Origin of the sequence: Streptomyces sp. NPDC048434 (genome assembly GCF_043200375.1) — a bacterium.
Lineage (GTDB): Bacteria > Actinomycetota > Actinomycetes > Streptomycetales > Streptomycetaceae > Streptomyces.
The window spans coordinates 186,583-213,555 of record NZ_JBICXQ010000007.1 but is presented as its reverse complement, the minus strand read 5'-3'; the positions used below and the strand labels follow the sequence as shown (position 1 = coordinate 213,555).

Sequence of the window (26,973 nt, the reverse complement as noted above, 5' to 3'; positions counted from 1 at the left end):
GCGGCGCTTTACGAAACGTTGACCCCGAAGTCTAGAGCGATGCCCCGCAGACCTGACGCGTACCCCTGCCCTACCGCCCGGAACTTCCATTCGCCGTTGTAGCGGTACACCTCACCGAAGATCATCGCGGTTTCGCCGGAGGCGTCCTCGCTGAGGTCGTAGCGGGCGAGTTCGCTGCCGTCGGCCTGATTGACGATGCGGATAAAGGCGTTGCTGACCTGGCCGAAGCTTTGGCCACGCACATCGGCCTCATGGATCGAGACCGGAAAGACGATCTTGTCGATCTGCTCGGGCACCAGCGAGAGATCCACCAGGACCGACTCGTCGTCGCCCTCTCCCTCACCGGTGAGGTTGTCCCCGGTGTGCTCGACGGAGCCCTCGGGGCTCTTGAGGTTGTTGTAGAAGACGAAGTACTCGTCCCCCAGCACCCGGCCCGACTCGCACAGCAGCGCGCTGGCGTCGAGGTCGAACGGTGCTCCGGTCGTGGACCGCGCGTCCCAGCCGAGGCCGACCATGATCTGCGTGAGATTCGGAGCGGCCTTGGACAGGGAGACATTTCCCCCCTTGGCAAGCGTGACGCTCATCGTTCGCTTCCTCCCCGGTGTCGATGCGGGCCGTGCCCGGCGCGGCCCGTGTCCCTTCAAGCGCGTCCGGCGCCGCACTCCCCGGGCGGGGGCGTACGGCGCCGGACGCGGTCACTCTCGGCCCGGCAGCCACTGCGGTAACGCTGCCCGGTCCGGACGTCGACGATCAGATGTCAGATCCTGTCAATCAGACGTTGACGCCGAAGTCCTGCGCAATGCCGCGCAGACCCGAGGCGTAGCCCTGGCCGATGGCCCGGAACTTCCACTCGGCACCATTGCGGTACAGCTCACCGAAGACCATGGCGGTCTCGGTCGAGGCGTCCTCGCTCAGGTCGTAGCGCGCCAGCTCGTTGTTGTCGGCCTGGTTGACCACGCGGATGAAGGCGTTACGGACCTGGCCGAAGCTCTGCTGCCGGGTCTCGGCGTCGTAGATCGACACCGGGAAAACGATCTTGGAAACCTCGGCCGGCACCCCGGCCAGATTCACCTTGATCTGCTCGTCGTCGCCTTCACCCTCACCGGTGATGTTGTCACCGGTGTGCTCGACCGAACCGTCCGGGCTCTTCAGGTTGTTGAAGAACACGAAGTTCTGGTCGTTGGCCACCTTGCCCTGGTCGTTCGTCAGCAGGGCGCTGGCGTCCAGGTCGAAGTCCGCACCGGTGGTCGTACGCGCATCCCAGCCCAGACCGACGACAACGGCGGTCAGATTGGGGGCTTCCTTCGTCAGCGAGACGTTGCCGCCCTTGCTGAGGCTGACTCCCACGAGTCCTCCCATAGATTCGAGGGGTACGTAAAGATTTGCGCCCCCATCGTGCATGGCATCGGATCAACGAATTGATCCTAGTGACCGGTTCCCGCCGATTGCAGATATCGCACCTGGATCAGTGCGGATTCGGCCCGGTGGGCGCAGGGGGCACCTGGGAGGGCTCGCCTCAGAGGGTGTCGAGCGCCTTGGCGTACTCGTTCAGGTCGCGGGCGTCGGGCAGGCCGTTGACGACCGTCCAGCGCACCACGCCTTCCTTGTCGATGATGAACGTGCCGCGCACCGCGCAGCCCTTCTCCTCGTCGAAGACGCCGTACGCCCGCGAGGCCTCGCCGTGCGGCCAGAAGTCCGACAGCAGCGGGTACTCCAGCCCCTCCTGCTCGGCGAAGACGCGCAGCGAGAACGGGGAGTCGTTGGAGACGGCCAGCAGCTGGACGTCGTCGTTGACGAACTTCGGCAGCTCGTCACGGAGCGCACAGAGCTCGCCGGTGCAGACACCGGTGAAGGCGAACGGGTAGAAGAGGAGGACAACGGCCTTCTCGCCGCGGAAGTCGGAGAGCTTGACCAGCTCACCGTGCTGGTTCTTCAGCTCGAAATCCGGAGCCTTCGTGCCGACCTCGATCGCCATGGGGTGGTTCCCTTCCGCTCGCTCGCAACAGGACGCGACCAACCCTACGCGCCGGGGTGCACGTCCGTGGAACCTGTCCTGAACAGGGCCGAGCCCCCTCCGGAACAGGCGGAGAGGGCTCGGTGGCGAACGGTGAGACGGTGCGGCTCAGCGCTTGCCGGCCTTGGGCGTGACCAGTCGGCTGCCGGCCCAGTCCTTGCCCGCGTTGATGCTCTTGGTCTGGGACAGACCCGCGGTCTGCGCGGCCTCATTGATGTCGCTCGGCTCGACGTAACCGTCGCGGCCGGTCTTCGGGGTGAGCAGCCAGATCTGCCCGCCCTCGTCGATCAGCCCGATGGCGTCCACCAGCGCGTCCGTGAGGTCGCCGTCCTCGTCCCGGAACCACAGCAGTACGACGTCGCTGACGTCGTCGTAGTCCTCGTCGACGAGATCCTGGCCGATCACGGTCTCAATGCCTTCGCGGAGTTCCTGATCGACGTCGTCGTCGTATCCGATCTCCTGGACCACCTGTCCGGGCTCGAACCCAAGCCTGGCGGCAGGGTTGGTCCGCTCCTCCGCGTGGTCCGCGGTCGCGCTCACGGATTGCCTCCTGTCATGTTTCGGAAATGCTCGGGGACCCCGCGCGTGCGCGGAGCATTGGGCGTAGTCCACACGGGCCGGGCGGATCGCGCAAGTACCCGGCGGTCCAGACCGCCTAAACGGTGACGTTTCGAGGCGTCTCGCCGCAAGCACGACCCCAGCAGGACAGGCTGAAGTGATTCACGCCACAGCTTTCTGTGAAGTTTATCGGGTACTGGCGCGGGACTGGTCCCTTCGGGGGGCAGCGGCCGGCTCCGGACCTGATTTCGGGGGCCGCACGTCCGTACGCGAAGCACTTTCGACATGGGCGTATGGTTGCGATTTGGCCGAGACGAGAAATCGGCCTTTTCAGCGCCATCTCTCTACGGATGGTTACCCATCGGTAGAGGTGACGTATCCCTGTGGCTCGGTACACGATGGAAGACGGCGCGACACCAAGGCAGCGACAGCATTCGTCCCGTGCACAGCATCAATAGCGTGCAGAGCACGACACGAACCGAACACGAAGGAACAGCGTGGCTTCCGGATCCGATCGAAACCCGATCATCATTGGCGGCCTTCCCAGCCAGGTCCCGGACTTCGACCCCGAAGAGACCCAGGAATGGCTCGACTCGCTCGACGCAGCCGTCGACGAGCGGGGCCGGGAACGTGCCCGCTACCTCATGCTCCGCCTGATTGAGCGTGCGCGCGAGAAGCGTGTGGCCGTGCCCGAGATGCGCAGCACGGACTACGTCAACACCATCGCGACCAAGGACGAGCCGTTCTTCCCGGGCAACGAGGAGATCGAGCGCAAGGTCCTGAACGCGACCCGGTGGAACGCCGCCGTCATGGTCTCGCGCGCCCAGCGTCCGGGCATCGGCGTCGGCGGCCACATCGCCACCTTCGCCTCCTCCGCCTCCCTCTACGACGTGGGCTTCAACCACTTCTTCCGGGGCAAGGACGAGGGTGACGGCGGCGACCAGATCTTCTTCCAGGGCCATGCCTCGCCCGGTGTCTACGCCCGTGCGTTCCTGCTGGACCGGCTGAGCGAGCCGCAGCTCGACGCCTTCCGGCAGGAGAAGTCCAAGGCTCCCAACGGTCTGTCCAGCTATCCGCACCCGCGGCTGATGCCGGACTTCTGGGAGTTCCCGACCGTCTCGATGGGCCTCGGCCCGCTCGGCGCGATCTACCAGGCGCGGATGAACCGCTACATGGAGGCGCGCGGTATCGCCGACACCTCCAAGTCGCACGTTTGGGCCTACCTCGGCGACGGCGAGATGGACGAGCCCGAGTCGCTCGGCCAGCTGTCCATCGCCGCCCGTGAGGGCCTGGACAACCTGACCTTCGTCGTCAACTGCAACCTGCAGCGCCTCGACGGTCCGGTCCGCGGCAACGGCAAGATCATGCAGGAGCTGGAGTCGCAGTTCCGCGGCGCCGGCTGGAACGTCATCAAGCTGGTGTGGGACCGCAGCTGGGACCCGCTGCTCGCACAGGACCGCGACGGCATCCTGGTCAACAGGCTCAACAGCACGCCCGACGGTCAGTTCCAGACGTACGCCACCGAGACCGGTGCGTACATCCGCGAGCACTTCTTCGGCGACGACCAGCGTCTGCGGGCGATGGTCGAGAACATGACCGACGACCAGATCCTGCACCTGGGCCGCGGCGGTCACGACCACAAGAAGATCTACGCGGCGTATGCGGCGGCCAAGGCCCACAAGGGCCAGCCGACGGTGATCCTCGCGCAGACCGTCAAGGGCTGGACGCTCGGCCCGAACTTCGAGGGCCGCAACGCGACCCACCAGATGAAGAAGCTGACGGTCGCGGACCTCAAGGGCTTCCGTGACCGGCTGCACCTGCCGATCCCGGACAAGGACCTGGAGGACGGCCTGCCGCCGTACTACCACCCGGGCCGCAATTCCGAAGAGATCCAGTACATGCACGACCGCCGCAAGGGGCTGGGGGGCTATGTGCCCACCCGTGTCGTGCGTGCCAAGCCGCTGCAGCTGCCGGACGACAAGGCCTACGCGGGTGCCAAGAAGGGCTCGGGGCAGCAGAAGATCGCCACGACCATGGCGTTCGTCCGTGTCCTGAAGGACCTCATGCGGGACAAGGAGATCGGCAAGCGCTTCGTGCCGATCGCGCCCGACGAGTACCGCACCTTCGGTATGGACGCGTTCTTCCCGTCGGCCAAGATCTACAACCCGCTGGGCCAGCAGTACGAGTCGGTCGACCGCGAACTGCTCCTCGCGTACAAGGAGTCGCCGACCGGCCAGATGCTGCACGACGGCATCACCGAGGCGGGCTGCACCGCCTCGCTGATCGCGGCGGGCTCCGCCTACGCGACGCACGGCGAGCCGCTGATCCCGGTCTACGTCTTCTACTCGATGTTCGGCTTCCAGCGCACCGGCGACCAGTTCTGGCAGATGGCCGACCAGCTCGCGCGCGGCTTCGTGCTCGGCGCGACCGCGGGCCGTACGACGCTGACCGGTGAGGGTCTGCAGCACGCCGACGGCCACTCCCAGCTGCTGGCCTCGACCAACCCGGCCTGTGTCGCCTATGACCCGGCCTACGGCTACGAGATTGCGCACATCGTCAGGGACGGTCTGCGGCGGATGTACGGCGAGAACGCCGAGAACATCTTCTACTACCTGACCGTCTACAACGAGCCGATCCAGCACCCGGCGGAGCCTGCGGACGTCGACGTCGAGGGCATCCTCAAGGGTCTGCACCGCATCAAGGCCGGTGAGAAGGGCGAGCACGCGGCCCAGATCCTCGCCTCGGGTGTGGCGGTGCCGTGGGCGGTCGAGGCCCAGCAGATCCTCGCGGACGAGTGGAACGTCAAGGCCGATGTCTGGTCGGCGACGTCCTGGAACGAGCTGCGCCGCGACGCGGTGGAGATCGAGGAGCACAACCTTCTGAACCCGGAGGAGGAGCAGCGCGTCCCGTACGTGACGCAGAAGCTCCAGGGCGCCGACGGCCCGAAGGTCGCGGTCTCCGACTGGATGCGGGCCGTTCCGGACCAGATCGCGCGCTGGGTTCCCGGCACGTACCAGTCGCTGGGCGCCGATGGCTTCGGCTTCGCGGACACCCGTGGCGCGGCCCGTCGCTTCTTCCACATCGACACCCAGTCCATCGTCCTGGGCGTGCTCACCGAGCTCGCCAAGGAGGGCAAGGTCGACCGGTCGCTGCTGAAGCAGGCGATCGACCGCTACCAGCTCCTGGACGTCACGGCCGCCGACGCGGGTGAGGCCGGCGGCGACGCCTGACCTCTCCGCGGCCGGCTGCCGCACCCCCTTTGCCGCGCCCCTCGACCAGCGTCCTTCGCCGGTCGGGGGGCGCGGTGGTGTTCGGCGGGGTGCGGGGGTGCGTACGGGCAGGTCCGTGGGCGGCCGGTTCAGCGCTCCCACACCTTGAACGCCCGTACCCGGTACGGGGACCGGGGCACCCAGCTGCCGCCGCCCGGGTAGGTGTCGAACTCGGCGGTCTCGGCGCATTCCACGCTCTGGTAGGTGGTGACCGGCCGGCCCGTCCGGTTGGCGAGCGCGGCGGCGCTGGTTCCCTTGGGCAGCGGGGTGCAGCTCTCGATGTCGGTGTCGGACAGCTCGTAGCTCCGCCGCGTGCCGCCGAAGTCGGCCTTCGGCCACAGGCACAGCGCGCCTGTCGCGCAGTCGCCCGAGGCGGCGGCCCGCCGGCCGCCGGGGGCCGCGTGCGCGGCCGGGGTGCCGAGGGCGGGCGGGACGGCGAGGGCCGCGGTGAGCGCGGCGAGACCGGTGAGGAGCGCGGTGGTGTGGGACGTACGCAGACGCAGACGCATAGGAATCTCTCCCCCGTGAAGTACGACGATGGCGTCCCGCCGTGGGCGGGTTGCCCGTGGCGGGTGCTGCGATGTCGAGCTTCGCGAGGGTGCGGCGCGGTTGCCAAGGCCGTGGCGGAGCGGCCACCCGGATCAGGTATGTGGAGGGGCGGAACGGGCCGGAGCGGGGCGCCGAGGCACGGCGTTGACGTGGGGCGAACCGGCGGGACGGACTGCGGAAACCGTTCGCCCCATGGCCCGCCGGGGTTCGGGAGGGGACCTGCCGCCCCCGGAGGCGGCCAGTCCCCGGTCCGGTTCCCGGGACGGCTCATCCGGATGAGGGATTCGGCCCTCCGGCGGCGCCCAACTGCCGCCGGTCGCAAGGCGGGAGGGGCCGGGCACGGCCCGCGGCGACCGGTTGACGCCCGCCGCTGACGGCAGCATGCGACGGCGCGCGGCCGGACGAGGAAAAGCCTCGTGCCTGCCGCGCGCCGGGCGCTGCGGAATGGTGCCTACCGGCCGTACGTCGCGGCCGGGAGCCGGACCTTACGACCCGGGGGCTGTACCCCGCGCTGCCGGGCATACGCCGCACCGCGGCCGTACCCCGCACCGCGCCCGTAACCCCGCACCGCGCCCGTAACCCCGCACCGCGGCCGTACCCCGCACCGCGGGTGAGCTGCCGTACGGCCGGGCCCCCGGTCAGATGTGGCCGACGCCGGCGCCCGCATCGGCGTTCGTGCCGCGCTTGGTGAAGACGGCGACGACGGCGGCGAGGACCGCCACACCGCAGGCGACCGTGAAGGCCAGGCCCATGCCGGACACAAAGGTGTCGTGCGCGACGGACGTGATCTTCTGGGCGAGCTCCGGCGGGGTGCCCTTCGGGACCGGTGCGATACCGCCCGAGACGGCGTCGGACAGCTGGGACGCCTTCGCGGGCGGGACCGGCGGGAGGCCGGCCGACTTCCAGTTACCCGGGAGCTCGTTGTCGACGCGGGAAGCCATCACCGCGCCGAGCACGGCCGTACCGAGGCTGCCGCCAACCTGCATCGCGGCCTGCTGGAGGCCGCCGGCGACGCCTGAGAGCTCCAGCGGGGCGTTGCCGACGATGACCTCGGTGGCGCCGACCATGACGGGCGCGAGGCCCAGGCCGAGCAGCGCGAACCAGAGGGACATCGGGCCGGTGCCGCTGTCCGTGTCGAGGCCGGACATGCCGTACATGGCGACGGCCGTGAGGACCATGCCGCCGACCAGCGGAATGCGCGGGCCGAGCTTGGTGATCAGGGCGCCGGCGAGCGGCGAGCCGACGATCATCATGCCCGTGAGCGGCAGGAGGTGCAGACCGCTGTCGACGGGGCTCATCCCGTGGACGTTCTGGAGGTAGAACGTCACGAAGAACAGGCCGCCCATGAAGGCGAAGGCCATCAGCACCATCAAGGCCGTGCCGGCGGTCAGCGGCAGGGAGCGGAACATCCGCAGCGGGATGAGCGGTTCGCGGACCTTGGTCTCCAAGAAGGCGAACAGCGCGAAGAGGACCACCGCGGCGATCAGGAAGCCCCAGGTCTTCTGGTCACCCCAGCCCCAGGCCGACGCCTTGATCAGCGGCCAGATGAGGCAGAACATCGCTCCGGAGAGCAGCACGATGCCCGGGATGTCGAACGAGCGCGGGGCGTTCACCGCGCGGTGGTCCTTGAGGATCACCAGGCCGAGGACCAGGGCCAGCACACCGACGGGGACGTTGATGAAGAACACGGACTGCCAGTTGACGTGCTCGACCAACAGCCCGCCGACTATCGGGCCGCCGGCGGTGGAAGCACCGATGACCATGCCCCAGATGCCGATCGCCATGTTGAGCTTCTCGGCCGGGAAGGTGGCCCGCAGCAGTCCCAGCGCGGCGGGCATCAGCAGTGCGCCGAACAGGCCCTGCAGGACGCGGAAGGTGATGACCAGCGCGACCTCGTGGGAGAACCCGATGGCGCCGGAGGCGGCGGCGAAGCCGAGGATGCCGATGAGGAAGGTCTGGCGGTGGCCGAAGCGGTCACCGAGCTTGCCGGCCGTGATCAGCGAGACGGCCAGCGCGAGCATGTAGCCGTTGGTGATCCACTGCACGTCCGCGAGCGAGGCGCCGAGATCTTCCTTGATGGCCGGGTTGGCGATGGCGACGATCGTGCCGTCCAGGGCGACCATCATGACGCCGATGGCCACGGAGAAGAGGGTCAGCCACGGATGGCCGCGCAGCCCCTTTCGGGGCTCCGGTACGGGAAGGTCCGGCGCAGCGACGGCAACCGGGGTCTGAGAACTCATACGACGAGGCTAATGTCAGCCACTGACAGTTGACAAAGCAATTCATGAGTCGGTAACTGTCATCTGGCTCACAGGTAACCTGAGCAGCGAGAACACCACGGAAAGGCGGCTCAGGATGGCGACCCCGACGCCGCATACGGCACCCACGGCCACGGGCCTGCGGGAACGCAAGAAGCAGCGCACCCGCGACGCCCTGATCCGCGCGGCGCTCGAACTGTTCACGGAGCAGGGGTACGAGGCGACGACGATCGACGAGATCGCGGAGGCGGTGGATGTCTCCCAGCGGACGTACTTCCGCTACTTCGCCAACAAGGAGGACGTCGCCTTCGCCGTCCAGGAGATGGTCGAGGCCCGCTTCCTCGACGAGTTGAGCGCGCGGCCCGCGGCGGAGGCGCCGCTCACCGCCCTGCGCAGTGCCGTGATGGTGGCCTGGGACGACATCGGCAGCGCCATCGAGTCGGTGATCCCGGTGGAGCTGCACATGCGCTCGTACCAGATGATCGAGTCGACGCCCGCGCTGGTCGCCGTGCATCTGCGGCGCTCCTCCGAACTGGAGGAGGAGATAGCGCGGCTGATCGCCCGGCGCGAGGGGCTGGACGTGGATGCCGATCCGCGGCCGCGGGTGCTGGTTGCCGCGTTCAGCGGGGTGATGCGGGTGGCGGGCAAGGTGTGGGGCGAGGGGCAGGAGTGCAGCGTGGCGTCCATCCGCGAGCTGACCCAGTCCTATCTGGACCACATCGGGCCGGCGATGGATGACGACTGGCGGGCGAAATGAGTGCACCGTCGCCGCACCCGGTCGGCAGGGCCGGGGCCGGGCGGGCCGTGAGCCGGCGCGCGGCGGAATTCAATACTCCCTGTAATGGGCATCCATCTTTGGGCGACCACGTCCGCCGCCCCATGAGTCCGCTTCTGCACGACTGAGCACCGAAAACGGACGACAGGTGTCCGGTTTGGTCGATATACCCACCGTGAAACGTGATCTCACTCACGGTCACAGCGAGCACGCTGTCGCGTCTCCTAGGGTGGCTCGCGGTGACTTCCTTCCCGGGCCTCGGCCCCTCCTCCAGCTTTCTGCAGTCCTCCGCCTGGCGCGCCGCGCTCGCCCTGGCGGTGGTGTTCGTGATGCTTGCCATGACCGGCTGGACGGCCGTCAGAGGTACGAAGGAAGACGCCAACCCGCTGGCCACCGCCAAGACCGCCTGGCAGCACGCCACCTTCCACGGACGCCCGCTGCCCGACCCCAACGGTTCGCCGGCCGCGCTCCGGACCTTCTTCGCCAAGCTCACCGGCGCCGAGAAGCAGCAGCTCGCCGACCGCTATCCGCTGGTCGTGGGCAATATGAACGGTGCCCCCGTACCGCTGCGGTACCGCGCCAACCGGATGGCGATCGACGATGCCCGCGCCATCGAGAAACAGCGGATGGGCGACCACCGGCTCACCCCCGTCGGCCGCCAGGAAGCGGGCCGGCTGATGCACCGCTTCGCCTCCATGATGAGTCCCGCCCGGCAGATCCTGGCCTTCGATCCGGCCGGCGGCGGCCGGGCCGCCGAGGTCTTCGGCAACCTCCCGGCGGCGCGGCGGGTCTCGGTCGTGGTGCCCGGTGTGGACACCAACCTGTCGACCTTCGAGCGCACCGCACGGGCGACCACCGCCCCCGTCGGCATGGGGCATGCGCTGTACGGCGCCGAGCGCGAAGCCCGGCCGGGCGCCCGTACCGCCGTGATCGCCTGGGCCGACTACACCTCGCCGTCCGGTATGGGCGTCGAGGCCGCCACCGGGCAGCTCGCCGCGGCCGGCGCGGTCCGGCTGCGCGCCCTGGTGGGCTCGCTGCCCTCCTCCGACACCGTCTCGCTGTTCTGCCACAGCTACGGGTCCGTGGTGTGCGGCGTCGCGGCCCGTGACCTGCCGTCCAACGTCGAGGACATCGCGGTGGCCGGCAGCCCCGGCATGCGGGCCGGCAGCCTCTCCGCGCTGGGCACCCACGCCCGCGTCTGGGCCATGCGGGATTCCGACGACTGGATCCAGGACGTGCCCTACCTGGAGGTCGGCGGGCTCGGCCACGGCGCCGACCCGGTCGATCCGTCCTTCGGCTCGCGGATCCTGTCGGCCGACGGCGCCGTCGGGCACGCCGGCTACTTCGCGCCCGGCACCCGCAGCCTGCGCAACTTCGCCCTGGTCGGGGTCGGCGCGACCAGCACGGTCGACTGCGCCTCCGACGACCCGCACTGCAGCTCGGACCTGGCCTGAGGGCGCAGGGCCGTACGAACCGCGGCCGCAGGCACGGCCCGGCGCCCGGGGACGGGCCGTGCCTGCGGGAACCGCGCCCCGCACCGGCGACGTCCACCAGGCAGAGAACGGAGCGGGTGGCCGGAGTGACGCGCGTAGCTGCGGCAGACGCCCCAGAGGTGTCCGGAAGGGGGACGGGCGGGCAACCGCCCGCATACGATGAGCCGCATGGGTGATGTGCTGGCCGGTTTTCATGCCGTCTGGGAGTTCGACACGGACTCCGTACTCATCCGCTTCGAACGGGGGATCCGCAAGCCGAAGCTGTTCCAGGCGCTCGGCGAGCGACGCATTCCGTACGAGGCGCTGAGCTCCGTCGAGGTGACCGAGGGCAGACGCGGCACGGTGGTGCTGCACGCCGTGCCCCGGCCCGGCGCCGATCCTTTGATGGAGGCGGCGGACGGACAGCTCAAGGAGGACGTCGATCCGTACCGGCTGGTGCTGCCGGCCGAGCGCGAGACGCTGGCCGAGTACTACGCCGACGAGCTGCGCACGGTGCTCGGCCCCGACGCGAAGGAGCCCGCCGACCGCCATCTGGTGGCCGCGCCGGAGCCCCCGCTGCACTTCAAGGCGTATGACGGCAAGGCCTCCTTCGACGGCAGCTCGGTCGCCTTCCGGTGGTTCTGGACGGGTGCGTCCACGGCGAAGTGGAAGTGCGGCGACCAGACCTTCACGGTCGGCGAGCTGGCCGGGGTCGAGTGGCGGTCGCCGGAGATCCTCAACGGCTATCTGCGTCTGCTGGAGCGCGGCGCCCGCGAGCCGGGGACGGGCGAGGCGGACCAGGATCCGGCCGCGGTGATGTTCGGGCTGGGGTACGGCCCCGTCCATGAGTCGCTGCCGTTCGCGGCCGCGGTGCTGCAGGCCGTACGCGCCGCCGAGCCGGCACAGGAGACGCCGGAGGGCGAACCGTGCCGCCGGACCGGGGACGCGCGCCGGGATCCCGCCGACATCGCGGACCGGATACGGCACCTCGGCGAGCTGCACGGGGCGGGCCTGCTGACCGACGACGAGTTCAGCACGAAGAAGGCCGAGCTGCTGGCGGAGCTCTAGGGGTTCCGGCGGAGCCCCACGGGTTTCAGGGACTCCGGGGACTCCAGGGACTCCAGGGACTCCAGGGACTCCGGAAGCCTTCGGGGAACGGGTGCCGGACGTACGGGCCCGGTGCGGGAACCGGGGACTCATACCGTGGTAGGGGTCGGAAGCCCGCACCCAGGTATGACGCCGTGCCCGCGGTGCTCCGCTTAGATGGAGGGCGCGATGACCGGACCCTCTTCCCTCCCCGTACGCGAGCCGACCCGCCAACGGGTGCTGCGCGCCGCACGACAGGCGCTGCACGTCCTCGCCGTCGAGCTCGGCACCCCGACGGAGCCCGGCACCCCGTTGTTCGGCGGTGTCCGGAATCCCTGGCTGCGCCGGCTGCCGTACGTCGTCGCGTTCGCGTTCGCGGTGTCCCTGCTGCCGACGACCATCACAGTCCTCAGCCACGACTACGGCCTGGGCGGCGGAGTGGCCGGCGCGCTGGCCACCGCGCAGACCGCGCCGCTGCTGCTGGCGGTGACCCGGCCGCTGCAGGCCTGGTGGGTGATCTTCACGGCGGACGTGGTCTGCGCCCTGGCGCTCACCCTCGTGGACGGCGTCGTGGGCCGCGCCTGGCCCTGGCCGCCCATGGAGATCGTCGGCTATCTCGCACTGATGCTGGCGCTGTCCCTGCGCGAGCGCGGCCGCACCCTGATAGCCGTCTGGCTGACGACCGGTGTGGCGGGCATCCTCTCCGAAGGGATGACCCCGGACGGAAGCGACGGCACCTGGGTGCTGCTGTTCGTGCTCGCCGGTGTGGTGCTGCTGATGGGCGCCACGCTGCGGGAACGCGGCGACGCCCAGCGGAAGTTGATCGAGCAGGAGACCATCAGCGAGGCCGAGCGGGCCCGTCGGACGCTGCTGGAGGAGCGCACCCGCATCGCCCGTGAGCTGCACGATGTCGTCGCCCACCACATGTCGCTGATCACGGTCCAGGCCGACAGCGCCCCGTACCGCATCAGCGGGATTCCCCGGGAGGCCGAGGAGGAGTTCGGGTCGATCGCGGCGACCGCCCGGGAGTCCCTGGCGGAGATGCGCCGGCTGCTCGGGGTGCTGCGCAGCGAGGAGACGGAGCGGCACGGCGGCCCGGAGAAGGCCCCGCAGCCCGGTATCGGCATGCTGGCGAAGCTGGTCGAGGGGACCGTACGGGCGGGGGTTCCGGTGGAGTTGTCGCTGCCCGGGGACCGGGTGCCGCTCGAACCGGCGGTGGACCTGTCGGCGTACCGCATCGTGCAGGAGGCGCTGGCCAATGTCGTACGGCACGCCCCGGGCGCGCGGACCCGGGTGTCGGTGACGACGGCGGCGGACGGCTCCCGGCTGACCGTTCTGGTCGTCAACTCCCCGCCGCCCGCGCCGTCCGCGCCGCTGGAGGCAGCCGGCACCGGTCATGGCCTCATCGGTATGCGGGAGCGGGTGCGGCTGGTGGACGGTTCGCTCGACACCGGGCCGCTCCCCGACGGCGGCTTCCGGGTCGCCGCGCAGCTCCCCCTCTCGCCGCCGCCCGCCCCGGCTGCTTCCCTTTCACCGAAGGATTCCGACTCCGTATGACCACGCGCGTGATCATCGTCGACGACCAGGCCATGGTGCGCGCGGGCTTCGCCGCGCTGCTCGCCGCGCAGGGCGATATCGAGGTGGTGGGCGATGCGCCGGACGGTGTGCAGGGCGTCGAGCTGAGCCGCCGGACGCACCCCGATGTGGTGCTGATGGATGTCCGGATGCCGGAGATGGACGGTCTGGAGGCGGCCCGTCAGCTGCTCGATCCGCCCCCCGGCGTGCTGCATCGCCCGAAGGTGCTGATGCTGACCACCTTCGATGTCGATGACTACGTCTATGAGGCGCTGCGCGCGGGTGCGTCCGGGTTCCTGCTCAAGGATGCGCCGCCGGGCGATCTGATCTCCGCGGTCCGGGTCGTGGCGGCCGGGGAGGCGCTGCTCGCCCCGTCCGTGACCCGGCGGCTGATAGCCGATTTCGCCCGCCGGTGGCCGGCGCCCCGCAAGGGCCGGGCCACGCTCCGGCTGAAGGGCCTCACCCCGCGGGAGACGGAGGTCCTGGAGCTGATCGCCCGTGGGCTGTCGAACCAGGAGATCGCCGAGGCGCTGATCGTCGCCGAGCAGACCGTGAAGACCCATGTCAGCCGGGTGCTCGCCAAGTTGGCGCTGCGGGACCGCGCCCAGGCCGTGATCTTCGCGTATGAGTCGGGGCTGGTCTCGCCCGGGGAGCAGTAGCGGGCCCGGGGCCGCCCCGGTGGCCGGCGCCCCTCCCCTACTCCCCTGCGTCTTCCCCGCCGCTCCTCCTTGAGGACGAGGGAGGCCTCTCCCCCCTACCGGGGTATCACCGACCAGTTGGCTCCGCGGCGTGACGCCGCGTCATACACCGTCTTCCTACATTTCCCTCCGCCACACCAACGGGAGAGGGAGACACCATCATGTCCAGGCTGCGAACCGCCGCTCGACGCGGCCGGCGCACACTCATCGGCGCCGCGCTCGCGCTGACCGTGGTCGCCGGTACCGGCGGCTGGGCGGCCGGCACCGCTCAGGCAGCTGTCACGGGCCCGGCACCCGGCGCGGCCGCATGGCGCGCCGACCACTCCCTCGGCGTCCGGCTGCCGGACCCGGCGACCGTCCAACCCGCCGAGGTCGCCCGCTTCTTCGCCGCGCTGACCGACGGGCAGCGCCGGACGCTGGTGGCCCGGCATCCGCTCACCGTCGGCAATCTCGACGGTGTGCCCCCCACGGTGCGATATGCGGCCAACTCCCGGGCGCTGAAGGCGGAACGGGACCGCCGGCTGGCCCGGGCCTCCGATCCGGCCGGCACCCTCCAGGATCACCGTCGGGCCAGGAAGGCGGCCGCCCGCTGTGCCTCGCTGCTCGCCCCCGGCCGTCACCTCCTCGCCTTCGATCCCCGCGGCCGCGGACAAGTGGCCGAGGTGTACGGCGACTTGGCCACCGCGAAACGCACCGCCGTGATCGTGCCGGGCTCGGACATCGACCTGGCCTCCTTCGACCGCGACCGGGACCCGTACGGCACACCGGCCGGCATGGCCAGGTCGCTGCGGACCCGCCTGGCCGCCGATGCGCCCGGGACCCGTACCGCGGTCATCGCCTGGGCCGGATACACCACGCCGGTCGGCGTCGGTCCGGACGCCATGACCGGCCGGCTCGCCGATGCCGGAGCGCCGCGGCTGGCCCGCTTCCTGTCCGGCCTGGCCGCCGTCGGCGCCCCGGCCCCGGCCGTGCTGTGCCACAGCTACGGCTCGGTGGTCTGCGGGCTGACCGTACCGCGGCTGCACCGCGGCGATCTCGCCGACCTGATCGTCTTCGGCTCTCCCGGGATCCGCCGGGACACCGCGGCGGAACTGCACACCACGGCCCGGGTCTGGGCGGCGCGGGACGCATCCGACTGGATCGGCGACATCCCGAACGTCGAGCTGTTCGGCCTGGGCCACGGCACCGATCCGACCGACCCCGCCTTCGGCGCCCGCCGGATCTCCGCCGAGCGGGCCGTGGGCCACACCGGCTATCTCGCCCCCGGTACGGACTCCCTCCGGAACTTCGCGGCCGTCGTGCTGGGCCGCTACGGCGCCGTGCGCTGACGCCGGGACGCGCCTTCGGCAGGCGCCTGGCGCGCACCGGCCGCACCGCCCCGTTGCCCGCGCCTCCACCGCTCCTCACCCCTCCGGTCCCAGGACTCAAGGACGCCTCATGGACATCCCCCTTCTTACGTCTCTCAGAGGCGCCGCCCACAAAACGGTCCGCACCATCGAGGACCGCACTCCCGCGGACCGCGACCGCGCCCTCGACGGTCTGCGCGCGCTGGCGCTGCTCGCGGTGCCCGTCGGCCACTGGCTGCTCGAGGGCTTCCACCGCGACACCGACGGCGCACTGCACAACACCAGCCTGCTGACCGCCTTCGGCTCTCTCTCGCCCGCCAGTTGGGTGCTACAGCTGCTCGGCATCTTCTTCCTGGTCGGCGGCCATGCGTCGGTGCTGTCCCTCCGGCGCGCCACCGGGCGGGGTGAGCCCACCGGGACCTGGCTGCGCGGCCGGATCGTCCGGCTGGGCCGCCCGGTGCTCGGTGTGACGGCCGTGTGGGCGGTGCTGCTCCCCGTCCTGTACGGCCTGGGGGTGCCGGAGGCGACGCTGCGGACCGGGGCGACGCTGGTGATCCAGCCGCTGTGGTTCGTCGGCGTGTATGCGGCGGTCACCGCGCTGACGCCGTACTGCGTCCGGGCCGCCCGGCGGTGGGGCGCCTGGGCCGCCGCGCCGCTGGCGGCCGTCGTGGCGGCGGTGGACTTCCTGCGCTACGGGCCGTTCGCCGACGCCATGCCGTCGTGGCTCAGCCTGCTCAATCTCCTGCCCGGCTGGCTGTTCGCCTATCAGCTCGGGGTGTCCTGGGGCGAGCGGGGGCTCGGCAGGCGCGCCGCCCGGTCGCTGCTGCTCGGGGGCGCCGCGCTGTTCGCCGCGCTGCTGCTGTTCTTCCACTACCCGGCGAGCATGGTCGGCGTCCCCGGTCAGGACCGTACGAACTCCCACCCGCCGTCGCTGCTGGTCCTGGCGCTGGCCGCGGCCCAGTCCGGCGCCGCCGTCCTGCTCCGTGACCGGCTCGCCCGGCTCCTGCGCCGGCCCGCCCTGTGGGCACCCGTCACGATCATCAACCTCTCCGCGATGACGGTCCTGTGCTGGCACCAGACGGCGCTGCTCTCGGCGGCCGTGCCCGCGTCCTTCCTGGGCGAGGTACCCGGGCTGACCGCGCGGCCCGACGCCGTCGGCTGGGTCCTCGTCCGGCTCGCCTGGCTGCCGGTGTTCGCCGCGGCGCTGGTCCTCATCGGTCGCACCACGCGCCGCTTCGAGGCCCCCTGGACCGGTGTCACCCGGGGCCGCCGAGCCGCCGCGGCGCTCCTGGCCGCCGGGTTCGCCGTCTTTGCGCTGAGGCTGGCGTGACGCTCCCGGGCTGTGCTCTCCCCGGCCGGCGGCCGCGAAGTCACGGCGGCGGGACGGGAATCCGCACCATGGCGGAGTCGGCGCAGCACGGCGGAAAGGGGCGGGGCACGGCGAAGGCCGGCCCCGCCCCGCCCCGCGGTCCTTACTCCCGCCCGGCCGAGGTGTGCGACATGTCGGCGTACCGCGCCCCCGCGACCTGCCCGGCGATCGGCTCCAGCAGCGCCAGGTCCTGCTCGGTGAGCCGGATCCGGGTGGCCCCGGTGTTCTCCTCGACGCGGCTGCGCTTACGGGTGCCGGGGATCGGTACGACGGCCAGACCGCGGGCCGTGGCCTGCTGCTGCACCCAGGCCAGTGCGATCTGACCGGGCGTCGCGCCATGGCCGTCGGCGACCTTGCGGACCGGCTCCAGCAGCGCGGCGTTGGCGGTGGCGTTGTCGCCGGTGAAGCGGGGCTGCGTACGCCGGAAGTCATCCGAGGTCAGCTCCTTGTCGGCGCTGACGAACGCACCGGTCAGGAAGCCCCGGCCGAGCGGTGAGTACGGGACGACGCCGACGCCGAGCTCGGCCGCGGCCTGCACCACGCCCTCCTCGATGTCCCGGCTGAACAGCGACCACTCGGACTGCAGCGCCGCGATCGGGTGCACGGCCTGCGCCGCCCGCAGCTCGGAGGCCGTCACCTCGCTCAGCCCCAGGTGCTTGACCTTGCCCTCGGCCACCAGCTCGGCCATGGCGCCGACCGATTCCTCAAGGGGGACGTCCGCCGTGCGCCGGTGCATGTAATACAGGTCGATCTCGTCGACGCCCAGGCGCTTCAGGCTGGCTTCGACGGACTGGCGGATGTACGGCCGGTCGTTGCGGATGGTGCGCTTGTACGGGTCGGCCGGGGCGTCCGGGTCAGGGGATATCGCGAACTTGGTGGCCACCACGATCTCGTCGCGGTGCGCCCGGACGAACGGGGCGATGAACTCCTCGTTGTCCCCCATCCCGTACACATCGGCGGTGTCGAAGAGCGTCACGCCCAGCTCCAGGGCGCGCTCCAGCGTGGCCCGCGCCTCGTCGGTGTCCGTCGGACCGTAGGCGAAGCTCATGCCCATGCAGCCGAGGCCCTGCACCCCGACCCGCGGTCCGCCGGTGCCCAGCTCGACCGTCTCGATTTTGTCGCTGCCCATGGAGACCTCAGAACCTCTCGGACGCCCGTCGGGCGTCGGCATAGATGTCGATCTTGTAGTCGAGTACGTCCAGCGTGCTCTGCAGCTCGGCTATCCGCTGCCGTACGTCCTCGCGATGCGCGGTCAGCAGCTGCTCGCGCTCGGCAAAGGTGCACTCCCCGGCCCGCACCAGTTCGGCGTAGCGGACCATGTCCGCGACCGGCATGCCGGTCAGCCGCAGCTTGGTCACCAGGCTCAGCCAGTCCAGATCGCGGTTGGTGAAGCGCCGCTGCCCGGTGTGGGTGCGGTCCACGTGCGGCATCAGGCCGATGCGCTCGTACCAGCGCAGGGTGTGTGCGCTGAGCCCGGTGTGTTCCGCCACCTCGCTGATCGTGTACCGGTCCCGGCCCGCGGGCCGGGGGTGCGGGAGTTCGGTGCCACAGCCGCGCGGCCTCGTCGGCAGCTCTCCGGCCGCGGCCACGCCGCTGGTGACCGGTTCGCTCTGCGTTACCGTCATGCCCCGTCTCCCCTGTCTCGCCGGATGTCTCCCGGCGCTGTCGCCGGATGCCTCTCGACGTCTTCAACGCTAGAGAGTTCGAGTGCACTCCAGGCAAGTGCGGATCACCGGCAGACTTGACCGGGATTTGGGGACGTACGGGCCTCCGCGGCGGGGCAGAACGGACAGGCCCTAGGCTCGTGGGCATGCAGAGCCTGCGGATGATCGAGAACTGGCCGGTGCCCACCGCTGCGGCCGCCGTCGTACGAGCCGACGGGTCGGTGGCCGGATCCTACGGCCCCCAGGAGCACCGCTTCCCGCTGGCGTCCGTCACCAAGCCGCTGACCGCGTACGCCGCTCTGCTGGCCGTCGAGGAGGGCGCCATCGAGCTGGACGAGCCGGCCGGGCCCGGAGGGTCCACGGTCCGTCATCTCCTCGCCCACACGTCGGGGCTGGCCTTCGACGAGCAGCGCACGATGGCCGAGCCGGGCACCCGCAGGCTCTACTCCAACACCGGTTTCGAAGCGCTCGGCGACCACATAGCCAAGGCGACGGACATCCCCTTCCCGCAGTATCTGCACGAGGCGGTGCTCGCCCCGCTCGGCATGACCGCGACGGAACTGCCCGGCTCGCCCGCCAAGGACGGCGTCTCCACCGTCGCCGACCTGGTCCGTTTCGCCGCGGAGCTGCAGGCGCCGCGGCTGCTCGCGGCGCAGACGCTCGCGGCGGCGACGCAGGTGGCCTTCCCCGGTCTGACGGGTGTGCTGCCGGGCTACGGCCACCAGAAGCCCAACGACTGGGGGCTGGGCTTCGAGATCCGCGACGGCAAGTCACCGCACTGGACGGGCAGCGCGTCCTCGCCCCGCACGTTCGGGCACTTCGGACAGTCCGGGACGTTCCTGTGGGTGGATCCGGACGCGCGCGCGGCGTGTGTGGCGCTGGCCGACCGGGCCTTCGGGCCGTGGGCCGTCGAGGCCTGGCCGCAGCTGACCGACGCGGTATTGGCCGAGCTGGCGCAGTCGGCCTGACGGGGCCGTACGGCCCTGAGGGTGCGGGGCGATACCGCCGGCTCCGGGCCGGCCGCCTCACACGTACGCCGGCTCCGCCCCCATCTCCCACACCAGGCACTCCGCCGCCGTCAGCCCCCGCAGCTCCAGCCCCGCCCCGTCGGTGATCCGCGCCGCGTCGCCGGCCTCCAGGCGCTCGGCACCGATCCGTACGGCGCCGCGCACCACATGCACATACGCCCGTTCGGCATCCGGGACCGCGGTGCGCTCGCCCTCGGCGAGGCGGCGCAGATGCAGCAGGGCACCGGCCGGCGCGACCGCGTACGGGGTGCCGTCGGCGATCCCGCGCACCACCTCGTACGACGGCTCACCGCCGAATTCGAGCGGCGCCAGCCACATCTGGACGAAGCAGAGCGGCTGCCCGCCGTCGTTGCGCTCCACATGCCGTACGCCACCGGCCGAGCTGAGCCGCTGGAGATCACCGGGGCGTACGGTGGTCTCGTGGCCGGCCGAGTCGCGGTGGGTCAGCTCGCCCTCGACCACCCAGGTCACGATCTCCGTGTCGCGGTGCGGATGCTCGTCGAAGCCGGCGCCCGCGGTCAGCCGCTCCTCGTTGCACGCGATCAGCGCGCCGAAACGCAGGTTGTCCGGTTCGAAGTGGGGCCCGAAGGAGAACGCGTGCAGCGACTCGATCCCGGCCTCCGCGTCCCCGCCCGGATACCGTTCATCGCCTCTACACACCTGAATCATGGGCCCACGGTAGCCCCGCCCCCTCACCTCCTCGCCCCGATAGTGCAGGCTTGTCCCGTGTCTGAACCCGCATCGCGCGACGCGCACCCGCACTCCGCCACCCTCCGGCGCCTGGAGAATTCCTCCGGCAAACTGGCGGCCGCGGCCATCGCCCGCATGGACGCCACGCTGCCGTGGTACCGCGCGATGCCTCCGGAGAACCGCTCCTGGATCGGCCTGGTGGCCCAGGCCGGTATCGCCGCGTTCACCGAATGGTTCCGGCATCCGGAGACCCCGCAGGCGATCAGCACCGATGTCTTCGGTACGGCGCCGCGCGAGCTGACCCGGGCGATCACGCTGCGGCAGACCGTGGAGATGGTCCGCACGACCATCGAGGTCATGGAGTCCGCGATCGACGAGGTCGCGGCCCCGGGCGACGAGTCCGTGCTGCGCGAGGCGCTGCTGGTCTACGCCCGGGAGATCGCCTTCGCCACCGCCCAGGTCTACGCCCAGGCCGCCGAGGCCCGCGGCGCCTGGGACGCCCGGCTGGAGTCGCTGGTGGTCAACGCGGTGCTGTCGGGAGAGGCCGACGAGGGCGCGGTCTCGCGTGCCGCGGCGCTGGGATGGAACTCCCCCGAGCATGTGTGTGTGGTGCTGGGCACCGCCCCGGACGGGGACAGCGAGCTGACCGTGGAGGCGATCCGGCGGGCCGCCCGGCACGCCAAGCTCCAGGTGCTGACCGGCGTGCTGGGCTCCCGCCTGGTGGTGATCGCGGGCGGCTCGGACAATCCGCTGAAGGCCGCGAAGGCGCTGATCGGCCCGTACGCAGCCGGTGCCGTGGTGGCCGGCCCGGTCGTCTCCGATCTGCTGGCCGCGACCCGCTCGGCGCAGGCCGCGGCCGCCGGGCTGCGGGCGGGCGCCGCCTGGCCGGACGCCCCCCGGCCGGTGCTCGCCGACGATCTGCTGCCCGAGCGGGCGATGGCCTCGGACCCGGTTGCCCGGGACCAGCTGGTGGAGGAGATCTACAGACCGCTGGAGGAGGCGGGGTCGGCTCTGCTGGAGACGCTGAGCGTCTATCTGGAGCAGGCGAGCAGTCTGGAGGGCGCCGCCCGGATGCTGTTCGTGCACCCCAACACCGTGCGCTATCGGCTGCGGCGTGTGACCGACGTCACCGGCTGGTCACCCTCCGATGTGCGCTCCGCGTTCACCCTCCGTATCGCGTTGATTCTGGGGCGTCTGGCTGACAGTGAGGCGCAACCCTAGACTTTTGTCGGACATCAACAATTCCCCCGATGGTTCTTCGTCCCTGTCCCCACGGGCGGGCGGAACCACCCACAAGAGAGAGTGTGAGGGTGCTCGTACTCGTCGCTCCCGGCCAAGGCGCTCAGACGCCCGGCTTCCTGACTCCCTGGCTCGACCTCCCCGGTGTCGAGGACCAGCTCCGTGCCTGGTCGGACGCCATCGACCTGGACCTGGTCCACTACGGCACCAAGGCGAACGAGGAGGAGATCCGCGACACCGCGGTGGCGCAGCCGCTGCTGGTGGCCTCCGCCCTGGTCTCCGCCCGGCAGCTGTTCGCGACGGCCGACGACGTCGCCGCGCAGGTCGGCGCGGCGGCCGGCCACAGCGTCGGTGAGCTGGCCGCCGCCGCACTGACCGGCACGGTCTCCGACGAGGCCGCGATCAAGCTGGTGCGCCGGCGCGGCCAGGCGATGGCCGAGGCCGCCGCCGTCACCGAGACCGGCATGGCCGCGCTGCTGGGCGGCGACGAGGCCGTCGTCATCCCGCATCTGGAGCAGTTGGGCCTGACCGCGGCGAATGTGAACGGCGCCGGCCAGATCGTCGCCGCGGGCACCGCCGAGCAGATTGCCGCGCTGGTCGAGAACAAGCCGGAAGGCACTCGCCGGGTCGTACCGCTGAAGGTGGCCGGCGCGTTCCATACTCACCACATGGCACCCGCTGTCTCGGCCCTGGAATCGGCGACCACCCAGCTCTCGGTCGCCGATCCGCACACGCGCTACGTCTCCAACAAGGACGGGCAGCTGGTCTCCTCCGGCCAGGAACTGGTGCAGCGGCTGGTGGGCCAGGTTGCCAACCCCGTGCGCTGGGACCTGTGCATGAAGACCTTCAAGGAGCTCGGTGTCACCGCGCTCATCGAGGCGGCTCCCGGTGGCACGCTCACCGGCCTGGCCAAGCGCGCGCTGCCCGGCGTGCAGACCCTCGCCCTCAAGACGCCCGACGACCTCGACGCGGCCCGCACGCTGATCGCCGGACACGCCGACACCGCTGCACCGGCCGAATAGGAGTCCGAAGCGCATGACATCGAAGATCAAGCCCTCGAAGGGCGCCCCGTACGCGCGGATCATGGGTGTCGGCGGCTACCGCCCGACCCGAGTCGTGCCCAACGAGGAGATCCTCAAGCACATCGACTCGTCCGACGAGTGGATCCGTTCGCGGTCCGGTATCGCGACCCGCCACTGGGCCGGTCCCGAGGAGACCGTCGCGACCATGTCGGTCGAGGCGTCGGGCAAGGCGATCGCCGACGCGGGCATCACGCCCGAGCAGATCGGCGCCGTGATCGTCTCCACCGTGTCGCACTTCAAGCAGACCCCGGCGATCGCGACCGAGATCGCGCACCGTATCGGTGCCGGCAAGCCGGCCGCGTTCGACATCTCGGCGGGCTGCGCGGGCTTCGGCTACGGCCTGACCCTGGCCAAGGGCCTGGTGACCGAGGGCTCGGCGGAGTACGTCCTGGTCCTCGGCGTCGAGCGGCTCTCGGACCTGACCGATCTGGAGGACCGCGCGACGGCCTTCCTCTTCGGTGACGGCGCCGGCGCGGTGATCGTCGGCCCGGCGAACGAGCCCATGATCGGCCCGACCGTCTGGGGCTCGGAGGGCGACAAGTCCGAGACCATCAAGCAGACCGTCGACTGGGACGTCTACCGGTCCACCCCGCTCCCCGGAGGGGACGCCCCCGAGGGCCGCCCGGCTCCGGAGGAGATCCGTTACCCCGCCATCACGCAGGAGGGCCAGGCGGTCTTCCGGTGGGCGGTGTTCGAGATGGCGAAGGTGGCCCAGCAGGCGCTGGACGTGGCCGGAGTCAGCCCGGACGACCTGGACGTCTTCATCCCGCACCAGGCCAACATGCGGATCATCGACTCGATGGTGAAGACTCTGAAGCTGCCGGAGAGTGTGACGGTCGCCCGCGATGTGGAGACCACCGGCAACACCTCGGCCGCCTCCATCCCGCTCGCCATGGAGCGACTGTTGGCGACCGGGCAGGCCAAGAGCGGCGACACCGCGCTGGTCATCGGCTTCGGGGCGGGTCTCGTCTACGCCGCGACGGTCGTTACCCTCCCCTAGGCAAGATCTGCGCAGCACCGTACGTCTTCGGATGTATCGGCCGCCGCACGGATCTTCACCGCAAGTAACGCAGTTTCCCCATAAAATGACCGAAGGAGCGCCATCATGGCCGCCACTCAGGAAGAGATCGTTGCCGGTCTCGCCGAGATCGTGAACGAGATCGCCGGGATCCCCACCGAGGACGTCCAGGTGGACAAGTCCTTCACCGACGACCTGGACGTTGACTCGCTGTCCATGGTCGAGGTCGTCGTCGCCGCCGAAGAGCGCTTCGACGTGAAGATCCCGGACGACGACGTCAAGAACCTCAAGACGGTCGGCGACGCGACCGACTACATCCTCAAGCACCAGAGCTGATCCAGCTCCTGCGCATGTCGCCACCCCGCGGTGGCGCCGTCGATTCAGACCCCTCTACCCGTGGAGTAAGAATTCCCGTGAACGCGACCAATCGCACCGTGGTCGTCACCGGTATCGGCGCAACCACACCGCTGGGTGGCGACAGCGCTTCGTCCTGGGAGGCCATGCTCGCCGGACGTTCCGGTGTCAGCACCCTCGAACAGGACTGGGCCGCCGAACTGCCCGTCCGTATCGCCGGGCAGATCGCCGTCGAACCGACCGAGATCATTCCGCGGCCGCAGGCCCGCAAGCTGGACCGCTCGGCGCAGTTCGCGCTCGTCGCGGCCCAGGAGGCCTGGAAGGACGCGGGCTTCACCGCCAAGGCGGGCGAGGACACGTCGGTCAACCCCGACCGTCTGGGCGCCGTCATCGCCTCCGGCATCGGCGGCGTGACGACCCTGCTCGACCAGTACGACGTGCTCAAGGAGAAGGGCGTACGCCGCGTCTCCCCGCACACCGTGCCGATGCTGATGCCGAACTCGCCGTCCGCCAACGTCGGCATCGAGTTCAACGCCCGCGCCGGTGTGCACACGCCGGTCTCGGCGTGTGCGTCGGGCGCCGAGGCCATCGGCTACGCGATCGAGATGATCCGCTCGGGCCGCGCCGACGTCGTCGTCGCGGGTGGCACGGAGGCCGCCATCCACCCGCTGCCGATCGTGGCGTTCGGCAACATGATGGCGATGTCCAAGAACAACGACGACCCGCAGGGCGCCTCCCGCCCCTGGGACGTCGACCGCAACGGCTTCGTGCTCGGCGAGGGCGCCGGCGTGATCATCCTGGAGTCCGAGGAGCACGCCAAGGCCCGCGGCGCCACGATCTACGCGGAGGCGATCGGCCAGGGCATCTCGGCCGACGCCCACCACATCACGCAGCCCGAGCCGTCCGGCAACGGCATCGCGGCGGCGCTGCAGAACCTGCTGGACAACACCGGTCTCCAGCCCTCCGAGATCGTGCATGTGAACGCGCACGCGACGTCGACGCCGGCCGGTGACGTCGGTGAGCTCAGGGCACTGCGCAAGGCGTTCGGCGACGACGTCGACCACATGGCCATCACCAGCACGAAGTCGATGACCGGCCACCTCCTGGGCGGCGCGGGCGGTATCGAGACGGTGGCCACGGTCCTCGCGCTCAAGAACCGGATCGCCCCGCCGACGATCAACATCGACCAGCTCGACCCGGAGGCCGACGCGGACATCGTTCGCGGCGAGCCGCGCAAGCTGCCCGCCGAGGGCCGGATCGCGGCCCTGAACGACTCGTTCGGCTTCGGCGGCCACAACGTGGTCCTGGCCTTCCGGACGGTCTGACACGCACCGAAAGGGCCCGCCCGGTGATATGTCACCGGGCGGGCCCTGTGCATGTCTCAGCCGCCGAAGCTGGCGAAGTACGCGGCTGCCGCGTCCTCTTCACCGTGGCCCTGCCCCTCGGCCCGGCGCAGGCGTTCGGCGGCCGCCGCCGCCAGATCCATCCGTACACCGGCGTCCTGGGCGGCTTCCAGGATGAGCCGGGCATCCTTGCGGGCCGCGGACACCGTGAAGCTCGGGGCGTAGTTCTCGGACAGGATCACCTCGGATTTCAGCCGTAGATACGGCATGTCGAGCGCCCCGCCGGCGACCGCGTCGAGGAAGTCGCGCGGGTCCACACCGAGCGCCTTGGCGAGCGCGACGGACTCACCCGTACCGTTGATGACCGTCAGCACCCAGTTGTTGACGACGAGCTTGAGACGGCTGGCGGCACCGCTCGCGCCGTCCTCACCGACCCACAGGGTCCGGCTCCCGACGCTGCCGAAAACGGGCTCCGCGCGCTCGCGGACGTCCTGGGGGCCGGCCGCCAGGATCGTCAAGTCCCCCTTCTCCGCGGGCGCCTTGGTACCCAGTACGGGGGCGTCCACGAACCGCAGGTGGTGCTCGTCGGCGAACCGGACGAGCGACGGGAGGCCTTCGGTGCCCACCGTGCTCATCTGGAGCCACAGGGCACCGGCCGGCAGCGCGTCGGCGGTCTGCCGGACCGCGTGCAGGACGGCCTCCCCGTCGAGCAGCATCGTGAGGACGACGTCGGCGCCGTCCACCGCCTCGGCGGGAGTCCCGGTGACACGGATTCCGTCGGCGGCCAGCGGCTCGGCCCTGGCGCGCGTGCGGTTCCAGGCGCGGACGTCCAGACCGGCCCTGGCGAGGTTGCGGGCCATCGCCGCACCCATGATTCCGGTGCCGAGCACCGCTACTGAAAGAGCGTCGGGAGAGTTGTTGTCGGCCATGACGGCACGCTAGGCCGTGGAGCGGACTCCAGGGCAACTGCTGCCGCGTGTCGGGGGCGGTCCCCCGGTGCCTAGACGACCTGGTGGAGCCAGCGGACCGGGGCGCCCTCGCCCGCGTACCGGAACGGCTCCAGTTCGTCGTCCCAGGGCTTGCCGAGGAGCTTGTCGACCTCGGCGGCCAGCTCGGTCTCGCCGCGCGCCGAGCGGGCGACCGCGGCGCGCAGCCGGTCCTCTGGGATGAGGATGTCGCCGTGGATGCCCGTGACGGCATGGAAGATGCCCAGGTCGGGGGTGGAGCTGTAGCGCTCACCCTCGGCCGTGGAGCAGGGTTCCGCGGTCACTTCGAAGCGCAGCAGATGCCAGCCGCGCAGCGCGGAGGCCAGCTTGGAGGCCGTGCCGGCCTCGCCCTGCCACGAGAACTCGGCTCTCCAGGTGCCGGGGGACGCCGGCTGGCGGATCCAGTCGAGATTGACGCGCACACCGAGGACGCCCGCCACGGCCCATTCGACATGCGGGCACAGCGCGCGAGGAGCGGAGTGGATGTACAGAACTCCACGTGTCGTCACCGGGACCTCCAGTGCGGTTCGAGGTTCGCCTTCCCCAGCGGCCTCGTGCCCGTTCCGGTTGCGGCCGGGACAGTTGTCATTCTGCCCCAGT

Annotated in this window: 25 protein-coding genes; 14 read left to right on the top strand and 11 right to left on the bottom strand. The window is 70.8% G+C overall.

From position 1 onward, the window contains the following. Positions 1 to 8: 8 nt before the first annotated feature. From ACGFWI_RS11105 to ACGFWI_RS11090, 4 genes are all read right to left on the bottom strand, one after another. Entirely contained in the window at positions 9 to 584 is a 576-nt protein-coding gene (locus ACGFWI_RS11105) for a TerD family protein (protein ID WP_393905652.1), read from the bottom strand. A gap of 187 nt (positions 585 to 771) precedes the next feature. Beyond that, positions 772 to 1,347: a TerD family protein gene (locus ACGFWI_RS11100; protein ID WP_393905651.1), complete on the bottom strand. Its 576-nt coding sequence runs from the start codon at positions 1,345 to 1,347 to the stop codon at positions 772 to 774. Between the two features lie 169 nt (positions 1,348 to 1,516). Next, positions 1,517 to 1,975, bottom strand: coding sequence for a peroxiredoxin (locus tag ACGFWI_RS11095; protein WP_030081426.1), 459 nt, complete (start codon positions 1,973 to 1,975; stop codon positions 1,517 to 1,519). Between the two features lie 147 nt (positions 1,976 to 2,122). Then, entirely contained in the window at positions 2,123 to 2,554 is a 432-nt protein-coding gene (locus tag ACGFWI_RS11090; RefSeq protein WP_393905650.1) for a DUF3052 domain-containing protein, read from the bottom strand. Between the two features lie 515 nt (positions 2,555 to 3,069). Between ACGFWI_RS11090 and aceE the strand changes: the two genes are divergently transcribed. Next, positions 3,070 to 5,802: a pyruvate dehydrogenase (acetyl-transferring), homodimeric type gene (aceE, locus tag ACGFWI_RS11085; RefSeq protein ID WP_393905649.1), complete on the top strand. Its 2,733-nt coding sequence runs from the start codon at positions 3,070 to 3,072 to the stop codon at positions 5,800 to 5,802. A gap of 128 nt (positions 5,803 to 5,930) precedes the next feature. Here aceE and ACGFWI_RS11080 read toward each other — a convergent pair whose 3' ends face one another. Both ACGFWI_RS11080 and ACGFWI_RS11075 read right to left on the bottom strand, forming a co-directional pair. Continuing rightward, entirely contained in the window at positions 5,931 to 6,350 is a 420-nt protein-coding gene (locus ACGFWI_RS11080; RefSeq protein ID WP_393905648.1) for a peptidase inhibitor family I36 protein, read from the bottom strand. Positions 6,351 to 7,028: 678 nt separating this feature from the next. Then, entirely contained in the window at positions 7,029 to 8,630 is a 1,602-nt protein-coding gene (locus ACGFWI_RS11075) for an MFS transporter (protein ID WP_393905647.1), read from the bottom strand. Positions 8,631 to 8,745: 115 nt separating this feature from the next. On the opposite strand from ACGFWI_RS11075, the gene ACGFWI_RS11070 reads away from it, so the two are divergent. The 7 genes from ACGFWI_RS11070 to ACGFWI_RS11040 all read left to right on the top strand — a co-directional run bounded on the left by ACGFWI_RS11070 (position 8,746) and on the right by ACGFWI_RS11040 (position 16,930). Next, complete coding sequence (locus ACGFWI_RS11070; RefSeq protein WP_393905646.1) at positions 8,746 to 9,405, top strand: TetR/AcrR family transcriptional regulator; 660 nt, start codon at positions 8,746 to 8,748, stop codon at positions 9,403 to 9,405. A 257-nt stretch (positions 9,406 to 9,662) separates the two neighbouring features. Further along, positions 9,663 to 10,877 carry an alpha/beta hydrolase gene (locus ACGFWI_RS11065; protein ID WP_393905645.1) on the top strand — a complete coding sequence of 405 codons (1,215 nt, stop codon included), beginning with the start codon at positions 9,663 to 9,665 and terminating at the stop codon, positions 10,875 to 10,877. Between the two features lie 207 nt (positions 10,878 to 11,084). Further along, positions 11,085 to 11,963: a DUF4429 domain-containing protein gene (locus ACGFWI_RS11060; RefSeq protein ID WP_393905644.1), complete on the top strand. Its 879-nt coding sequence runs from the start codon at positions 11,085 to 11,087 to the stop codon at positions 11,961 to 11,963. Between the two features lie 207 nt (positions 11,964 to 12,170). Next, positions 12,171 to 13,538 (top strand): sensor histidine kinase, encoded by a 1,368-nt coding sequence (locus ACGFWI_RS11055; protein WP_393905643.1) that lies wholly within the window; start codon positions 12,171 to 12,173, stop codon positions 13,536 to 13,538. Continuing rightward, complete coding sequence (locus ACGFWI_RS11050) at positions 13,535 to 14,215, top strand: response regulator (protein ID WP_393905642.1); 681 nt, start codon at positions 13,535 to 13,537, stop codon at positions 14,213 to 14,215. Before ACGFWI_RS11055 ends, ACGFWI_RS11050 begins: the two co-directional genes overlap by 4 nt. A gap of 200 nt (positions 14,216 to 14,415) precedes the next feature. Further along, entirely contained in the window at positions 14,416 to 15,582 is a 1,167-nt protein-coding gene (locus tag ACGFWI_RS11045) for an alpha/beta hydrolase (protein ID WP_393905641.1), read from the top strand. Between the two features lie 109 nt (positions 15,583 to 15,691). Beyond that, complete coding sequence (locus tag ACGFWI_RS11040; protein ID WP_393905640.1) at positions 15,692 to 16,930, top strand: acyltransferase family protein; 1,239 nt, start codon at positions 15,692 to 15,694, stop codon at positions 16,928 to 16,930. A 142-nt stretch (positions 16,931 to 17,072) separates the two neighbouring features. Here ACGFWI_RS11040 and ACGFWI_RS11035 read toward each other — a convergent pair whose 3' ends face one another. Further along, positions 17,073 to 18,098 carry an aldo/keto reductase gene (locus ACGFWI_RS11035; protein WP_393905639.1) on the bottom strand — a complete coding sequence of 342 codons (1,026 nt, stop codon included), beginning with the start codon at positions 18,096 to 18,098 and terminating at the stop codon, positions 17,073 to 17,075. A 7-nt stretch (positions 18,099 to 18,105) separates the two neighbouring features. Beyond that, a complete protein-coding gene (locus tag ACGFWI_RS11030) occupies positions 18,106 to 18,594 on the bottom strand; it encodes a MerR family transcriptional regulator (RefSeq protein WP_393905638.1) in 489 nt (162 codons plus the stop codon). A gap of 185 nt (positions 18,595 to 18,779) precedes the next feature. Here ACGFWI_RS11030 and ACGFWI_RS11025 point away from each other — a divergent pair, with 185 nt between their 5' ends. Continuing rightward, positions 18,780 to 19,601: a serine hydrolase domain-containing protein gene (locus tag ACGFWI_RS11025; protein ID WP_393905637.1), complete on the top strand. Its 822-nt coding sequence runs from the start codon at positions 18,780 to 18,782 to the stop codon at positions 19,599 to 19,601. A gap of 57 nt (positions 19,602 to 19,658) precedes the next feature. On the opposite strand, the gene ACGFWI_RS11020 is transcribed toward ACGFWI_RS11025, so the two are convergent. Continuing rightward, a complete protein-coding gene (locus ACGFWI_RS11020) occupies positions 19,659 to 20,330 on the bottom strand; it encodes a pirin family protein (protein ID WP_393905636.1) in 672 nt (223 codons plus the stop codon). Positions 20,331 to 20,387: 57 nt separating this feature from the next. Here ACGFWI_RS11020 and ACGFWI_RS11015 point away from each other — a divergent pair, with 57 nt between their 5' ends. The 5 genes from ACGFWI_RS11015 (at position 20,388) to fabF (ending at position 25,369) form a co-directional block, all read left to right on the top strand. Then, on the top strand, positions 20,388 to 21,572 hold the full coding sequence (locus tag ACGFWI_RS11015) for a PucR family transcriptional regulator (protein ID WP_393905635.1): 1,185 nt from the start codon (positions 20,388 to 20,390) through the stop codon (positions 21,570 to 21,572). An 89-nt stretch (positions 21,573 to 21,661) separates the two neighbouring features. Next, positions 21,662 to 22,612, top strand: coding sequence for an ACP S-malonyltransferase (locus ACGFWI_RS11010; protein ID WP_393905634.1), 951 nt, complete (start codon positions 21,662 to 21,664; stop codon positions 22,610 to 22,612). A 13-nt stretch (positions 22,613 to 22,625) separates the two neighbouring features. Beyond that, positions 22,626 to 23,672: a ketoacyl-ACP synthase III gene (locus ACGFWI_RS11005; protein WP_393905633.1), complete on the top strand. Its 1,047-nt coding sequence runs from the start codon at positions 22,626 to 22,628 to the stop codon at positions 23,670 to 23,672. A gap of 105 nt (positions 23,673 to 23,777) precedes the next feature. Beyond that, positions 23,778 to 24,026, top strand: a complete 249-nt coding sequence (locus tag ACGFWI_RS11000; protein WP_006605825.1) for an acyl carrier protein — start codon at positions 23,778 to 23,780, stop codon at positions 24,024 to 24,026. Between the two features lie 77 nt (positions 24,027 to 24,103). Next, positions 24,104 to 25,369, top strand: a complete 1,266-nt coding sequence (gene fabF / locus ACGFWI_RS10995; protein WP_393905632.1) for a beta-ketoacyl-ACP synthase II — start codon at positions 24,104 to 24,106, stop codon at positions 25,367 to 25,369. Between the two features lie 56 nt (positions 25,370 to 25,425). Here fabF and ACGFWI_RS10990 read toward each other — a convergent pair whose 3' ends face one another. Continuing rightward, a complete protein-coding gene (locus tag ACGFWI_RS10990; RefSeq protein WP_393905631.1) occupies positions 25,426 to 26,316 on the bottom strand; it encodes an NAD(P)-dependent oxidoreductase in 891 nt (296 codons plus the stop codon). Between the two features lie 71 nt (positions 26,317 to 26,387). Beyond that, positions 26,388 to 26,882, bottom strand: coding sequence for a DUF3145 domain-containing protein (locus ACGFWI_RS10985; RefSeq protein WP_393905630.1), 495 nt, complete (start codon positions 26,880 to 26,882; stop codon positions 26,388 to 26,390). Positions 26,883 to 26,973: the final 91 nt, after the last annotated feature.